This is a genomic window from Paraburkholderia largidicola, from assembly GCF_013426895.1.
GTDB classification, from domain to species: domain Bacteria; phylum Pseudomonadota; class Gammaproteobacteria; order Burkholderiales; family Burkholderiaceae; genus Paraburkholderia; species Paraburkholderia largidicola.
Genome location: NZ_AP023177.1, coordinates 532,624 through 547,514 on the forward strand (window position 1 = coordinate 532,624; position 14,891 = coordinate 547,514).

16 protein-coding genes and 1 pseudogene are annotated in these 14,891 nt (G+C 60.2%); 8 read left to right on the forward strand and 9 right to left on the reverse strand.

Annotated elements, in window-relative coordinates:
- Positions 1 to 268: 268 nt before the first annotated feature.
- Positions 269 to 952 carry an SOS response-associated peptidase gene (locus tag PPGU16_RS41895; RefSeq protein WP_180727460.1) on the forward strand — a complete coding sequence of 228 codons (684 nt, stop codon included), beginning with the start codon at positions 269 to 271 and terminating at the stop codon, positions 950 to 952.
- Here PPGU16_RS41895 and PPGU16_RS41900 read toward each other — a convergent pair.
- From PPGU16_RS41900 to ku, 3 genes are all read right to left on the reverse strand, one after another.
- Complete coding sequence (locus PPGU16_RS41900) at positions 934 to 1,443, reverse strand: hypothetical protein (protein WP_180727461.1); 510 nt, start codon at positions 1,441 to 1,443, stop codon at positions 934 to 936. The two genes, PPGU16_RS41895 and PPGU16_RS41900, sit on opposite strands and share 19 nt — an antisense overlap.
- Positions 1,444 to 1,504: 61 nt before the next feature.
- On the reverse strand, positions 1,505 to 2,323 hold the full coding sequence (locus PPGU16_RS41905) for a tetratricopeptide repeat protein (RefSeq protein WP_180727462.1): 819 nt from the start codon (positions 2,321 to 2,323) through the stop codon (positions 1,505 to 1,507).
- Between the two features lies 1 nt (position 2,324).
- On the reverse strand, positions 2,325 to 3,176 hold the full coding sequence (ku, locus tag PPGU16_RS41910; RefSeq protein ID WP_345961202.1) for a non-homologous end joining protein Ku: 852 nt from the start codon (positions 3,174 to 3,176) through the stop codon (positions 2,325 to 2,327).
- Between the two features lie 316 nt (positions 3,177 to 3,492).
- On the opposite strand from ku, the gene PPGU16_RS43335 reads away from it, so the two are divergent.
- The 7 genes and pseudogenes from PPGU16_RS43335 to PPGU16_RS41940 all read left to right on the forward strand — a co-directional run bounded on the left by PPGU16_RS43335 (position 3,493) and on the right by PPGU16_RS41940 (position 9,528).
- Positions 3,493 to 4,143 (forward strand): ATP-dependent DNA ligase, encoded by a 651-nt coding sequence (locus tag PPGU16_RS43335; protein ID WP_350341212.1) that lies wholly within the window; start codon positions 3,493 to 3,495, stop codon positions 4,141 to 4,143.
- Complete coding sequence (ligD, locus tag PPGU16_RS41920; RefSeq protein WP_180727464.1) at positions 4,032 to 4,949, forward strand: non-homologous end-joining DNA ligase LigD; 918 nt, start codon at positions 4,032 to 4,034, stop codon at positions 4,947 to 4,949. The genes PPGU16_RS43335 and ligD overlap by 112 nt, the downstream gene beginning before the upstream one ends.
- Complete coding sequence (locus PPGU16_RS41925; protein WP_180727751.1) at positions 4,946 to 5,689, forward strand: SDR family NAD(P)-dependent oxidoreductase; 744 nt, start codon at positions 4,946 to 4,948, stop codon at positions 5,687 to 5,689. The genes ligD and PPGU16_RS41925 overlap by 4 nt, the downstream gene beginning before the upstream one ends.
- Positions 5,690 to 5,888: 199 nt before the next feature.
- Positions 5,889 to 6,397, forward strand: a pseudogene (locus PPGU16_RS43000) (GNAT family N-acetyltransferase).
- A gap of 239 nt (positions 6,398 to 6,636) precedes the next feature.
- Entirely contained in the window at positions 6,637 to 7,170 is a 534-nt protein-coding gene (locus PPGU16_RS41930) for a GNAT family N-acetyltransferase (protein ID WP_180727465.1), read from the forward strand.
- A gap of 285 nt (positions 7,171 to 7,455) precedes the next feature.
- Positions 7,456 to 8,331, forward strand: coding sequence for a tyrosine-type recombinase/integrase (locus tag PPGU16_RS41935; RefSeq protein WP_180727466.1), 876 nt, complete (start codon positions 7,456 to 7,458; stop codon positions 8,329 to 8,331).
- Between the two features lie 9 nt (positions 8,332 to 8,340).
- Entirely contained in the window at positions 8,341 to 9,528 is a 1,188-nt protein-coding gene (locus PPGU16_RS41940; protein WP_147235073.1) for an IS91 family transposase, read from the forward strand.
- A gap of 441 nt (positions 9,529 to 9,969) precedes the next feature.
- Here the strand turns inward: PPGU16_RS41940 and PPGU16_RS41945 are convergent, their stop codons facing one another.
- From PPGU16_RS41945 to PPGU16_RS41970, 6 genes are read right to left on the reverse strand one after another with little or no spacing between them, the layout of a single operon-like run.
- Positions 9,970 to 10,329, reverse strand: coding sequence for a COG4315 family predicted lipoprotein (locus PPGU16_RS41945; RefSeq protein WP_180727467.1), 360 nt, complete (start codon positions 10,327 to 10,329; stop codon positions 9,970 to 9,972).
- A 45-nt stretch (positions 10,330 to 10,374) separates the two neighbouring features.
- Positions 10,375 to 11,415, reverse strand: coding sequence for a YncE family protein (locus tag PPGU16_RS41950; protein WP_180727468.1), 1,041 nt, complete (start codon positions 11,413 to 11,415; stop codon positions 10,375 to 10,377).
- Positions 11,412 to 12,623 (reverse strand): MFS transporter, encoded by a 1,212-nt coding sequence (locus PPGU16_RS41955; RefSeq protein ID WP_180727469.1) that lies wholly within the window; start codon positions 12,621 to 12,623, stop codon positions 11,412 to 11,414. Before PPGU16_RS41955 ends, PPGU16_RS41950 begins: the two co-directional genes overlap by 4 nt.
- Positions 12,620 to 12,937 (reverse strand): hypothetical protein, encoded by a 318-nt coding sequence (locus PPGU16_RS41960; protein ID WP_180727470.1) that lies wholly within the window; start codon positions 12,935 to 12,937, stop codon positions 12,620 to 12,622. The genes PPGU16_RS41955 and PPGU16_RS41960 overlap by 4 nt, the downstream gene beginning before the upstream one ends.
- 6 nt (positions 12,938 to 12,943) lie before the next feature.
- Complete coding sequence (locus PPGU16_RS41965; protein WP_243460794.1) at positions 12,944 to 13,678, reverse strand: superoxide dismutase; 735 nt, start codon at positions 13,676 to 13,678, stop codon at positions 12,944 to 12,946.
- 36 nt (positions 13,679 to 13,714) lie between these two features.
- Complete coding sequence (locus tag PPGU16_RS41970) at positions 13,715 to 14,884, reverse strand: chromate transporter (RefSeq protein ID WP_180727753.1); 1,170 nt, start codon at positions 14,882 to 14,884, stop codon at positions 13,715 to 13,717.
- Positions 14,885 to 14,891 lie beyond the last annotated feature (7 nt).

The following is a 14,891-nucleotide window of genomic DNA, read 5'->3' on the forward strand; positions in this document are numbered from 1 at the left end:
GCGTTGTCCGCACCCCCGACGAATCTGCGATTCGTCACAACCGTCTATAGCGGAATGGGGCATCAGTGAGCTGAGCGGCATGGACCCGACTTTATATCGGGTGCCCAACCTTTTGGCCGCAGAAAGAGAGGTGATTTTGTACGGCTTTTGATCCCGAGATAGACTTCGCTCCGAGCGCCGCGGACGCATCGCCGCGATCCTTGAGTCAAAGAGCCGTCGCTCTCGATTCCGCTCGCTGGACTATCATGGCGGCTCAAGGAGGGTCGCCATGTGCACCAGCTACGAAGCCAACCCAAACGACGCGCGTTGGGATACGTTCAGCCTGTTCCCACGTCCGGACTTCGAGTACAAGCCCGAAATCTACAAGGACTATTTCGCGCCCGTCTTTCGTCGCGGCCTTGGCGGTTTCGAGACCGTACCTGCGTCGTTCGGCATCGTTCCTCGTCGGCACATCCCGCCGGGTGTGAAGGTGTTCGACACGATGAATGCACGTACCGAAAGTGTCGAGCAGAAGCGCAGCTTCAGCGGCGCGTGGAAGAACATGCAGCTTTGCCTGATCCCATGCCTGACGTTCTTCGAGCCGAACTACGAGACGGGCAAAGCGGTGCGATGGAAGATCGGCATGGCGGACAGAGCCCCGCTCGCGATCGCGGGTCTCTGGCGCCAGTGGAAGGAGATCGACGGATCACAGTCGCTCGCCTTCACGATGCTAACCGTCAACTCGGACGAGCATCCGCTCATGAAGCGGTTCCACAAGCCAGGTGACGAGAAGCGCTCGGTGGTGATCGTGCCACCGACGGAGTACGGCGATTGGCTGTCGTGCCGAACGGTCGACGAGGCCCGCTCATTTCTTCAACTCTATCCCGTCGAAGCCATGCACGCCGAGCCGTTTCCGCTGCCGCGCAAACCAAGACCGGCGGCAGCGGAGCAGGATCAGCAGCAGCTGTTGTGACCGGGCCCTGCCTTCCTGAGCCGCCCCGGGAACGCAACTGCACAATCGCATAAGTGTTCCTGAACTGGTGTCGGCACGGGACAGCCGATATTGACTTCACCAGGGTGTGCCTCGTCGTACACCCAGGTTGCAGGAATGTCGCCGCGACTGCGCATGCCATACGCTTTTGGATCTTCAATGACCATGTCAATTTCGTCCATGATCACGTCCCTCACGTATCGGTCGTCCCATTTGCCGAATGGAATCCAGGACTCGTCGACGCGTTGGTGAAGGATCACGATCGCGCGCTCGTGAGCATTGATTGCCACACGGACGGGAAGGTGCGGGTCGCACGCCCACGGCGAAGGCCACTGTCCAACGATGAATTTGTACAATTTCGGCTGGCGACGCTGCTTGAAGAAGTCCCAGCGTACGCCGCACTCTGCGCGAGTCAAGCGCAGCCAACCTGACAATTCCAGCCAACGCGTCTTTAACACGTTGGTCGCGGGCACGAATCACGGATACGATTGCAGAGGATGGCCAGCAAGCCCAATACCCGACACAGACGTAACGTCAATCATCGCAATTTAAGGTCCGGTAGGCGTTGTAGTGCCTGATTGCATGTGTTTGCTCGCCCAGTTCCTCATGGATGCGCGCCGCATTGAAATGAGCGTCCGCGAAGTCGTGTTTCAGTTCGATACTGCGCCGGTACGCGATGAGCGCCTGTTCGAGGCGGCCTGAGTCTTCCAACGCAACGCCCAGATTGAAGTGAAGAAGATGATGCTCTGGGTTCTCCAGTAGGGCCTTGCGCCACACCTCCATCGCCTCGTCGTATCGACCGTGCTCAGAAAGCAGGCAGCCCAGGCTTAGGTAGGCGTCGAGATAGGTCCGATCCGATTCAATGGCGCGCCGGTATCCGGATTCGGCACCGTCCACATCGCCTTCTGCTTCCCTTGCAGCAGCGTTCGCAAATTCCTCGGGCGCGCGGCGCTTTTGAAGTTCCCTGACGTTGCCGGTACCGCCGCATGCGGGCGTCGGTTCAAAATCCAGCAGCAACTGACCAGTATGGGCGTCCCACGGCCCGTCGCGGTCCTGAACGGCCACGTTGGCGCCGACGGCTGTTATCCGAATCGTCGTGAGGTCCTTGTCAGGCGACCAGGTCGCGCGCAGGTTTTCCAGTGCGTGCACGATCTTGCGCGGCGCGATGCCCGCTTTTCTCAACGAATGGGCAGTGCGAAGCATGACGACGTCGCGAAAGGAGAACAGCGTCTCTCTGCCGTGACCGCGCGCCGGATGGACGAACCCGCCCGCGACAAGCTGGGTGATGACGGTTCGCGAAACGCCCAGCATCCGCTGCACGTCGCGCATGCGAAAGCGTTCCTCGCGGGCCATGCTATTTGCGGGTTCCCGTCTTTCTGGCCAGTGTTGCGGGCGCATCAGCTGTCACACTACGGCGTGCAGATTTACGTTGCTTGGGTGCCGTCGGCTCCCCGACCGGGGTGGCCTGGGCTTTTAGCCTGGTGGCCGCCGCGCCGCTGCCCTTCAGGCTGGCCCGCAGAGCTTCGACGAGGTCTATGATTTCTGCACCCTCGGGCTGCGCGGCGGGCTGCAGGGTGATCTTCTTGCCCGCGATCTTCTGGTCGATCGCAGCGAGCAGGCGTTCCTTTTCTTCATCCTTGAACTGGTCCGGGTCGTACGAGTCGACGCGGTACTGCTCGACAAGCTGCTCGGCGAGCTTCAGTTCGGCTGGCTGCACCTCAGGCTTGTCAATCCCGATCGCCGACTGCGGCCGCACTTCATCGGCGTACAGAAGCTGCTGCAGGATGAGCCCGTCCGGCCCAGCACGCACCTGTGCGACGTTCTGTTTGCCTTTCATCACGAACTTGGCGAGCGCGCAGGTGCCGGTTTCAATCATCGCTTGGGCGAGTAGCTGGTAGGGCTTCGCGCCGCGTTTGTCGGGCCCGAGATAATAAGCCTTGTCAAAATAGATCGGGTCGATTGCATTGGTCGGAAGGAAGGCCACTATATCGATGCTGTGGCTGGCGGTAGCCTCGAAGGCCTCGAGCTCGGACGGCTCAAAAACGACGTACTTGTCTTTCTCGAACTCGTATCCTTTGACAGTATCCGAACGCTCAATGACGGCCTGATGCGCGGGGCAGTAGAGTTGCTGACGCACCCGCGCGCCGCAATCCTTATGCAGCATGTTGAAGCTGACGGCAGACTTGGATTCCGTCGCCGAGAACATACGGCATGGAAACAAGCCCGAAGCTAATCGTCATCGAGGCAATCGAGCGCGGAGCGGCCATGACATTCTCCCGTTGGCAGGCGCTGCCGGTAGCATCAATTTCCCGGCCAGCGCGCCTAGCTGGAACAGTCAGTGCGACGCCGGTAGATTTTGGGAGGTGCAACAGGTGGCGCGTAGAACGAGAGTAGCCGATCAGGCGGGGGAGAGCCAAGGGGGCGGCCTGCCGGACATCATCCGGCCGCAACTTGCTACGCTAGTCGATCGATCGCCAGTCGGCCCAAATTGGTCTTACGAAATCAAGTTCGACGGCTATCGAATGCTTTGCCGCATCGACAACGGTGCTGTGACGTTATTCACACGCAACGGGCACGACCGGACCGACAGGATGCCTGCGCTCGCTGAGGCGTTTGCGGGATTGCCGGTCAGCCAAGCCTGGATCGATGGCGAGGTGGTTGCACTCAACAAGGCCGACATCCCTGACTTCTCGGCGCTGCAGAATGCGTTCGCCCGACGTCGCACGGCTGGGCTGACGTTTTTCGCTTTCGATCTGATGTTTCTAGACGGCCGGGACCTACGGCAGTTGCGACTCAGTGACCGGCAGGCCGCGCTGCGGCGTTTTCTCTGCGGCGTCGACGACGCACACATACGGCTTAGCAACACGTTCACAGACGGCGTCGAATCCTTGCTCGATTCCGCCTGCAGGATGGGACTTGAGGGGCTTATCGGCAAACGCGTCGACCGCCCTATACGGAAGGCCGCTCGCCCGACTGGATCAAGGTCAAGTGCCTCCAACGCCAGGAGTTCGTCATCGGCGGTATCAGCAGAAACGCGGGCGCGGCGGCAGGCACTCGATCGTTGCTGCTCAGCGTATATGAGCGCGACGGCGGCTTCCGGTACGCCGGCTCGGTCGAGGCTACGTTGCGACCCGCGCAGATGCGCGAGCTACACGGGCGCCTGGAACCAATGAGCGCGCCTCCGTTTTTTAACCCGCCGAAGCCTGAGGGGGGCCGCTCCCTCTTCTGGATGCGGCCACAAGTAGTTGTCGAAGTATCGTTCCTCGAATGGACATCGGCTGGGGAGATCCGTCACGGCGTCCTGAAGGCTCTTCGCGAGGACAAGGTCGCGGGCGAAGTCCATGAAGAGAGGCCGATTGCTCCACCAGCGACAAGCAACCGTCGTAGCGCGAGTTCAAGCGTGCGCGGCGGACCGACAATCACCAACGCTTCGCGTGTCGTTGATCCATCGACTGGCCTCACGAAAGCGGACGTCGTCCGGTACTTTGATGCTGTCGCCGACTGCCTCTTGCCTCACATCAAGGACAGGCCCCTCATGATCGTACGCGCGCCCGATGGTATCGAGGCCGAGATGTTCTTTCAGAAGCACGCGGAAGGGCAGCGGCTGAAGTCCGTCACGCAGCTGCCGCCGTCGATGCACCCGAATCACGCACCGCTACTGGTGGCGAACACGCGAGAAGCGCTACTGGAACTCGCGCAACTCAACACGATCGAGATTCACGCGTGGAACGCGACCGCGCCCGATCTCGACCATCCTGACCGTTTCATTCTTGATCTTGATCCCGATCCACAACTCGACTGGAGCGTGATGGTTGAGGCCGCGATGCTTACGCGGGTCGTGCTGGACGAACTCGGGCTGCAGTCGTATTGCAAAACCAGCGGAGGGAAGGGTGTGCACATGGCCAGGATCGGTCATTGGACAGCCTGTCCGAGATTGGTGACAATCAGGCGGTCTTTAAACCGATCGAAGTGTCTATGACCATTCAGCGTCCTGTGGCTCTTGTCACTGGTTCAACTTCCGGCATCGGCGCTGCCATCGCTCGGCGGCTCTCAAGTGACGGATTCGCAGTTGTCTTGCATTCGCGTAGTTCGACGGAAACAGGGCGAGCGATGGCCCGTGAACTCGGTTCCGCAATCTACGTACAGGCCGATTTAGCCGAAGACATGGACAGAGTGCGACTTATCCGCGAAGCTGTTGCGGCTTGGGGGCGACTCGACGTGCTCATCAACAATGCCGGGATCAGCCGTGTTATCCCCCATGCGAATCTGGCCGCAGCTACACCAGCTATTTGGCAAGAGCTACACGAGGTCAACGTAATCGCCCCGTTTCGTTTGATAGCTGAAGCGGAACCAGCCTTACGTGAAGCAGCTCGGCGAGGCCGCCCTGGTAGCGTGATCAACATCAGTTCCCATGCAGGTGTTCGGCCTAAGGGCGCGTCAATTCCGTACTCGGCCGCTAAGGCTGCCCTCAACCACATGACCCGTTTGCTGGCACTATCCCTTGGACCCGATATTCGAGTAAATGGTGTTGCTCCCGGATTGGTGGACACGCCATTGACCGCAGACTGGACGCAAGCGCGAGATCTGTGGAAAACACGGGCCCCGATGCGCCGCTCAGCGAGTCCCGAAGATATTGCTCAAGCCGTCGCGATGCTGGTCGCTTCGGACTACCTGACCGGAGAAATTCTGCTATCGGACGGCGGGTTGAATCTCACATAGCAAGCGCGAGATGAGCGACTGGTTGCTTTGGGGGGAATGGGAAGGGCCGCTCAGGGTCGTGCCCAGTCCACAGCGATGCCCGCGAGATCCGGGAACTCATGCTTTTTGAATAAAGCAAAGTTCGGTCAACCGGACCTTGATCCGGCGCTGCCGAATCAGCGACAATCCAGGCCCGCATCCGTTTATCAGATGGAGCCTCATGAGTGTCATTCAGATACGCCGCGTGATCCGCGCCGACGCCGCCGAGTTGATCGCCGCGAACCTGGCAAGTTAGGACTACCATTTGCCTTGGGTCACATCGTTCACCGATCAAACGGGATTCGATAACTGGTATGCGCGGGGACTCACCGGACCGAACGTCGGTCTCGTTGCGCGTGACGTAGCAACGAACCGAATCGTCGGCGTAGTAAATATTAACGAGATAGTCGCAGGCGCTTTCCAGAGTGCATATCTCGGGTATTACGGGATGGTGAACTTCGCCCGGTCCGGGTTCATGACCGAGGCACTGCGGGCGGCTGTTGGCTATGCCTCAGCGAACTTGGCTTGCATCGGCTGGAGGCAAACATTCAACCAGGAAATGCAGCATCAATTGCACTTGTGCGTCGGTTGGGTTTTAGACAGGAAGGCCTTTCGCCAAGTTATCTCCACATAAATGGCGAATGGCGAGACCACGAGCGATGGGCGTTGCTGGCCGATATGGCGGGTTAAACACAGCCGCCACTCAAAAAGGATGTGTTCACGCAGAAATTGTTTTTGTGTCAACATTGACAGCATGGAACTTCATAACGTCTCGAGCAAGGCTCACCACCATCATCACGGTCGCTATCCGTTGCGCCGTGGTTCGTTACGTCCATAGCAAGGAATTCGACCTCACGGTCCATTCCATGTGCAAACGACCAAGGCGCTTAAGGCGCCTTTTTTTATCGCTCCACCATCAAGAGCTGAATATGACCGACTCGATAAGCTATCGCCGCGCAACTATCGACGACATTTTTAAAATCTGCGAGCTGGGTCAAATCTTGAACGCGATTCACCACTTGGCACGCCCCGATATCTATGCCGATGCTACAACTGTGATGGCTCGGGACAAACCGCACTGGATCTCCAGCGTTCAGGAAGAAGATCGAGCTACGTTTCTTGCCGAGCTTGGCAGCAAGGCGATCGGCTTTATCACCGTTCAGGTGGTGGAGCCGATAAGCCCGTTATTGCAGCCGATGGCCGTTGGCCGCATCGGCTCAGTCGCTGTTTCCGAACAACTGCGGGGACGCGGAATCGGCAGCACACTGATGAAACTCGCAGAAGAGTGGGCGCGGAAACGCGGTGCTACCGACGTCAGGCTGGCCGTTTGGGCCTTTAACGAACAGGCGGTCGATTTGTACCGGGAGCTTGGCTACGAAATCCGTGCATTCGAGATGGGAAAGCGAATTCAGGCTCCTGCGGATTTGGCCGCCGATGGACAGGATGAGGCATCCCGTGCATGAGCACTATTTGAGTTGAACGCGACATCGATGCGACATAGTAGGTTCGTACGCGGGATCAACGAGCCAAGCCGTTGTCTGGTCGGCGACCGTCCGCTATCGAGAGAGTTGACGGTCCCTTCAGGGTCGGTTTATGCCGACCACGTCGGACAGCAATCGGCCATTGGACTAAACCGCTCGCGCGGTATGCACTCCGTTTGAACGCGGTGGTTCTTCATAGGAAACCCGCCCGGTTTCCTATGTTGAGCAATGAGGCACTCCGCCTCGTTGCTCAACAGGAGCCCAGCCATGACTACCCCCAGCCAAGGCATCAGTCCGCTACGCCAGCGCATGATGGACGACATGCGCATGCGCCGCCTCGCGCCAGCCACACAAGCCAACTATCTTCGTGTGGTTCGAGAGTTCACCGTCTTTCTCGGTCGCTCGCCTGACACCGCCACCGTCGAGGACTTGCGGCGCTATCAGCTACATCTGGTTGACCGCGGTGTGTCGCCGATTTCCCTCAACGCGGCGATCACCGGATTGAAGTTCTTCTTTGCCACCACGCTCGGTCAAGGGGAGTTGATGGCGAAGATGCGTCCGATTTATCTTCCGCGTACCTTGCCCGTCATACTCAGCCGCGACGAAGTGGGGCGGCTGATCGCGGCGGCCAGTAACCTCAAGCATCAGACAGCGCTCGCAGTAGCCTATGGCACAGGACTACGTGCCAGCGAGGTGGTGGCCCTGAAGGTCGGAGACATCGACAGCCAGCGCATGACGCTGCGCGTTGAACAGGGTAAAGGTCAGAAGGACCGCTACGCGATGCTGTCCCCGGTGCTGCTTGAGCGCCTGCGGGTCTGGTGGCGAGTGGCCCGGGCCCAGGGCAAGATGCTCGACGGCGGCTGGCTGTTTCCCGGGCTCAATCCGATTGAATCGCTCAGCACCCGTCAACTCAATCGGGTGGTCCATGCGGCCGCCGAGGCCGCTGGAATCGACAAGCGTGTGTCCATGCACACCTTGCGCCATAGCTTTGCCACCCACCTACTGGAACAGAAGGTCGATATCCGCGTGATTCAGGTCATGCTTGGGCACAAGAAGCTCGAGACCACAGCGCTTTATGCCCAGGTCGCCACCGATATTCTGCGTGAAGTGGTCAGCCCTCTCGATGGTCTGGATCCTGCGTAGATAGCCGTCGTGGCGCATTGCGCGCTCGAGGTAGCCGACGTCTTCCGCGCTCTTGGTCCAGCGTGGCGCCAATCCGCTCACCTGAACCTTGGGCAACTGAAGGTGATGTCAGCGATCGAACAGTGCCGCAGCGCGGCGCTGGGAGGGCACGTGCTGCGTTGCCAGGGATGCGCCAGGATCGAGATCGCCTACAACTCATGCCGCAACAGACATTGTCCGAGGTGTCAGGCTACCGCTGCGCGCCGGTGGCTCCAAGCGCGTGAGGCCGATCTTCTTCCCGTCGAGTACTACCACGTGGTCTTTACGCTGCCGGCTGCGATCAGCGCGATTGCGTACTACAACAAGGCCGTCATCTATGGGCTGCTGTTCGATATCGCGGCCGAAACATTGCGCAGCATCGCCGCCGATCCGAAGCATCTCGGGGCACAGATCGGTGCCACTCTCGTGCTGCATACCTGGGGCTCCGCGCTCACGCATCATCCCCATGTGCATGGCATCGTTCCCGGTGGTGGGCTGTCGCCGGACCGAAGCAGGTGGGTAGCGTGCAAGCCAGGCTTCTTCCTTCCGGTGCGCGTGCTCTCGCGCCTGTTCCGGCGACGCTTCCTCGAGGAGCTGGAAGCGATCTATCGCCGCGGCCAGTTGCGCTTCTTCGGCGAATACGCCGAGCTCAACGATATGGCAGCCTTTGCCGGGTGGCTTGCGCCAATGCGTACATGTGAGTGGGTGGTATACGCCAAACGCCCGTTTGCAGGGCCCAAAGCAGTGCTCGCCTATCTGTCACGCTATACCCACCGGGTGGCGATCTCCAACCAACGCCTGGTCGCGCTCGACGAACATGGCGTCACCTTCCGCTGGAAGGACTACCGCGTAGACGGACGCACACGCAACAAGACCATGACGCTCCAGGCAGATGAGTTCGTGCGCCGGTTCCTGCTGCACGTGCTGCCTGGCGGCTTCCACCGCATCCGCCACTACGGTCTGCTCGCGAACCCATCGCGGCGCGAGAATCTCGCGACGATACGCGAGTTGCTGGGCGCCGCGCCTAACAGTGTCGGCCTCAGTGCCAACGTCGTATCCACCGTGGAAGTACCGCCAAGCTTCGTTTGCCGGCACTGCGGTTCGCCAATGATCATCATCGACATACTCCAACGCAGCAGACCTATCCGGGCACCGCCTGTCGAGTGCGCCCACGCATGAACGCCATCGTGTCAGGATGCACAATTCGACTGTCGGCTCTTCGGCAACGAGAGCCAATAGCAGACGCCTGTGCCTATCGTTCCAAACAGGCAGTCTGGCGCTGGCCGAGTCGGCGCGATGACAACCCACCGCTGTGCCGTCGCCGCGATCATGCGTGTCTAACCGCAGATTTACCCGCGTTTATATCCACCATGCCTTCAATGGGATCGAACAAATCGCCATAGCGGTGAAACGTTCAGACCATGCCGGAGCACTCCGCGGTTTCCTCCCTTGGGGCTTGTAGGACGCCTGCCCGCTGGCGTCTGGGGGAGTTGACGTGTCGATGGATCAGGGCAGGCGTCCTACAACCCTAAACAAAAGCAGCCTTTCCCTCTTCATTTTCGAATGACCGCCCAGCTACCGCCTTCGGTCAGTCGTCGCTCGCTAAATGCATGGCGTGCATTATCGTGGCCGTACGCTGTGCCAGACCTCGTTGAGACCATCCCCGGCGCGATCACCCGGCTTTTTGTCCATCAGACCACGATGCAGGGGCTTTCCTCTGAAGGCCCATTGCGATCCGCCGTTCGGCGCCGGCTTCAACGTCAGATCGCCTGAAGGTTTGTCGCCTGGCGCGGCGAGCGCTGGCGGGAAGTTTCTGTCGCAATCGCCTTCGCAGGCTTTCGTATCTGGCGTTCCCTTTCCGTCGAATACATACAAGGTCATGCCGTGCTCGTCGACCAGCATCCCGTCGCTTGTGTGAGGCGCGGCAGCGAGCGCTGATGTTGCCGCGAAAAGTCCAATGAGCATCGTGAGCGCTTTCATATCTAACCTCCCCCTATGACTGGCTTTCCCCGGCGATGTCGAAACTCATCGCCGCGCCATGATACGAAGCACCGGACGTCCGTCGACGTTCTTCAACGGGAAATAGACGCGATGCGTCGATGGATCGACGCCAACCACATGCGCGTTCGGACCGATGCTGCCTTCACCGGTTTTCGACACGGCTGACGAGCCAACGGCGAACATCGAGACGACGCCCGCTTCACCTGCAACATAGAGCGTGCCCATGGCGGGATCGAATGCGAGTACGTCAGGATCGTCACCCACGTCGAACGCCTGAAACACCTGTTTCGTGAGCAGGTTCAACGCCAGCAGCTTCGCGTTGTCTTCACAGGCGATGAATGCCAGATGAAGTTGCGGAACGATATAGAGACCGTGATTGCCCTTCGCGCCCGGCAGATCAATTTGCGAGATGATCGCGTCGTTTGCGGGATCGATCTCGACGAGTTTTCGTTGGGACTGCGCGTTGACGAAGATGTGACGGGACGCGGCATCGTACTGCGTATTGCCGATGGTGCCGCCCAGCTTGATCGTGTTGGTGCGACGGTTAGTCTGGGTGTCGATCACCGTTTCAGTGCCACCCGTCTCGTCTGATACGTAAAGCTTTCGCGTGTCGGGTGCGTAGGCCATTCCATCCGGATAGACGCCGCCCGGTATGCGCGCGGTGATCTTCAGCGTAGTCTCGTCAATCGCAACGACTTCATTCGAACCCGTCGCCGACGCATAGACCCGCGAAAGTCCGGGCACAACGAGTACCCCATGCACTTTGGAGATGTCGCCAATCCGCGCGACGACGCGCGAAGTCTGCGTGTCGAAGACGATGACCTCGCTATCGCCCAGGTGCGCGATAAACAGCAGATGCCGATCCGGATCGAAGCTCTCATAGTCGAGCCGTGACGCACGGCCTGGTAGCGGTATGTCGGCGACGTGATTTAGCGGCAGGCCGGCCGCGGACGTGCCGGCAGCGTTCGAGTGGCGATGGACAACGAGTGCTGCAACGACGACGAGCACAACCAAGACAAACGACATCGCAGCGCGTCGCTGGCTGATGCCTATCTGAGTGTTCATGACGAACCTCCGTCGGGCTTAACGTGACGGAATGCGGCGAGTAGCGAGAGGTCGTACGCGATCTTCAGCGCGCCGCACGCCACAAGAGGCGCGCCGAGCCACCCCAGCCCAAGCAGTGCCCCTGAGAGCGTCGGCGCGAGCGCGGCTGCGAGGCTTCGTGGCACGGCTGTAAAGCTCGCTGCGGCAGGACGTTCGCCTGGCGTGACGACCGACATCACGTAGGCGCTGCGAGTCGGTACATCCATTTGCGACAGCGCGCTGCGCACGAGAAGCAGCGCGAGGGTCAACCCAAGGGACGGCGAAAACGCGGCGGCGATCAGGCATACGCTCGACGGGATGTGCGTAAACACCATGGTGTTGAGCAAACCGATGCGGCGCGACAGTGGTGGTGCAGCAAGCTGCGAACCCGCGCTGAGCAGTCCGGCCCAGAAAAAGAACTGGCCGGCAGCACCCAGTGACAGGTCAAATCGCTGGATCAGCCACAAGGTCAACAGCGAATTGACGAGCAGGCCGCCCGCGAAGGCATCGACGCTGAAAAGCAGCGCAAGGCGGATAACGATTCCACGCGAGGGGCCGAGAGGTGCGCGCGGCGCCTCAGTTGTCGAATGGCGTGCCGGGAGGCGACGGTAAAAAAACCAGAGAATGATTCCGGTTGTCGAGTAGACGATAAACATGCCGCGCATCGCCGTGAGCGATGAAACAGCCGAGTGGGCAGCGATCCAGTCAGGCAGTCCGGCCGCGAGTGCGCCGAGTGCTGCTGACAGCGCACCGACGAGGCTGTAGCGCGCAAACAGCGCCGTCCGTGCATCGCCCGTCGCCGATTCGGCGAGCTTCGCGTGTTCGAGCGGAAGGAACAGGCTGACATCGCCAGAACTTGGGTTTAGCGTGCCGACAAATGCAACGATAAGCAATGGCCACATCGACGACAGTCCGGCGAACGCCAAACCGGTGGCCATCATCAGCGCTGCTGCGAACCGCAACAGGCTGCGCGACGCGAAGCGAATTCCCGCGAGACCGACCAGTATGGTCGCGAAAGCGGACCCGAACAGGGTGGTCGTGCTGATCAGGCCGACGGCCAGTTGTCCAAACCTGAGCGCCAGCAGATAGCCGGGCAGTAACACTGCAATGAAGCCATCGCAGATACCGCGCAGCCCGCGAGCGACAAGCAGGATCAGCGCGTCATGACCAACGCCAGAGTGCCAGTTCAATCATCATCCTCATCATCGCCAGAGCGCTCGGCCACCAGCTTTCCGTCTTCGCCAATCGTCAGTTCCCGTTCTCGGCCATTCAGCGAGACAGGAACCTCGTACAGCGTTTTGCCGTTCGTGGTCCACTTTTCGATCGCGCTCACGCTGCCGCCATGCGATTGCTGGTCGATCGTTCTCTTGACCGCCTGCGGAACCTCATAGATCGCGACCGTTTGTGCGACACGCTGTTCGGATGAGATTCGTTCGCAACCGGTCAATCCGATGCACAGCGCGACGAAAAATGTGGCCGGGAGCAGTCCAGATACACGACGCATGGGAGGTCATGCCTGTCTATGCATGGGCATCGCGGCCTGAAGTCTCGAGGCCGCGTTGTCCCAGTTGATGATGCTGAAATGCTGGTTCACGTACTCGTTGCGACGGTTCTGGTACTTCAGGTAGTAGGCGTGTTCGAACACGTCGAGAATCAGGACGGGCTGGATGCCCCAGGCCGTGAGCTTCTGATGGTTCTCGCACTGCAGGATCATCAGCTTGCAGGTCGCGGGGTGATAACCAACGACACCCCATCCTGACGCCTCGACGGCGACGGTCGCGGCGATCAGCTGTGCCTTGAACTTCGCATAGGAACCGAAGTTCCGGTCGATGGCCCTCGAGAGATCGCCCTTCGGCTCTCCACCTTTGCCGGAAATGCTCGTCCAGTAGACGGTGTGCAGGATGTGGCTCGAAAGCTGGTAGGCGAGCTCTTTCTCGTGGAATTTCACGAGCGCAAAGTCATTCGAATCCCGCGCTTTCGCAAGTGCCTCTTCCGCCTTGTTGGCGGCGGCCACGGCAGGCTTGTGATGAAAGTTGTAGTGCAGTTCGACGGTGCGGGCATCGATCGCGGGTTCGAGCGCATCGTAGGCAAAAGGCAGCGGAGCGGCCACATATTTGCCGTCCGCATCGGTCAGCCTGTCAACGTAGCCAGACTCGTCAGCAGCGTGCGCGTTGTGCGCCTGTGCGAGCAGGACGCAGGCGCCGACGGCGGCAGTGTTGTGCAGGAATGTACGACGGGTTGCCATTAGTGTTGTCCTCGCAGGTATGCGCGCGCGACACAATCAGAAGGCGTGCGAGTGGATGAGCGGATACACGACAAGACCGATGAGTGCAGCGGCAATGACGATGACGGGCTCCTGCAGCTTTTTGAAACGCCACAGCAGCAGTGCGGTCGCGACTGCCAGCAGAACAGTCGGCCAGTCGATGACCGAGCGGCGTGCGATGACGATTACCGAGCCGGTGATCGCGCCAACGGCGGCGGCCGTGATGCCGTCGACGAACGCCTTGACGGCGGGCAATTTGGCGTATTTCTTGAAGTACGGCGCAGGCAGCACTGTGAACAGATAGCAAGCGAGGAAGGTGCCGAGCGCTGCCACGCAGGCGCCTGTGAAACCTACGACCAGATAGCCGATAAAGCCCACGGTGATCACGACGGGGCCTGGCGTAATCATCGCGACGGCGACGGCATCGACAAACTGTCTGTCGTTGAGCCAGTGATGTTCGGTGACGACACCGCCGTAAAGGAACGGCACGATCGCGAGCCCTGAGCCGAACACGAATGCGCCGGCTTTCGCGAAGAACAGCCCGATCTGGCCGAGTAGCGGCCAGTCGAAGCCGCTGAGCACGCCACTCGCGAGCGGTAACTGCGCTGCTGCCGCTGCATTCAGTCCGCCCTTGCTTAGCCACTTTGGCGGAGCCACGACGAACCAGTTAATCAGTCCGCCCGCAATGAAGAGCCAGGCGATTTCGGATTCGGTGATGACGGTTGTCGCGGCGAGCGTCAGATAGATCGCCCACAGAAGGCGGTCCCTTCCGAGTGTCCTCGTCGTGAGCTTGTATGCGCTCATCGCGATGATCCCCACCACGGCTGCACCCACGCCATAGAAGGCCGCCTGCATCCACGACAGCCCGCCGAAGTGGGCATAAGCCCAGCCGAGGCCCACCACCATCAAGAACGACGGAAACACGAACGCGATACCGGCAAGCGTCGCGCCGATGAGGTGATAGTGCACATGGCCCATATAGATGCCGAGCTGTGCCGCGAGCGGGCCTGGCATCATCTGCGCGAGTGCCAGCCCCTCGCGATAGTCTGATTCGCTGATCCAGCCGCGCTGCTCGACCAGATCGCGATGCATGTAGCCGACGAGTGCAACAGGGCCGCCGAATCCGAACGTGCCCAGCCGCAGCATGTGCAGGACGAGCTGGCCAAGCGTGTAGCCGGGCGCCGTCATGGTCGTC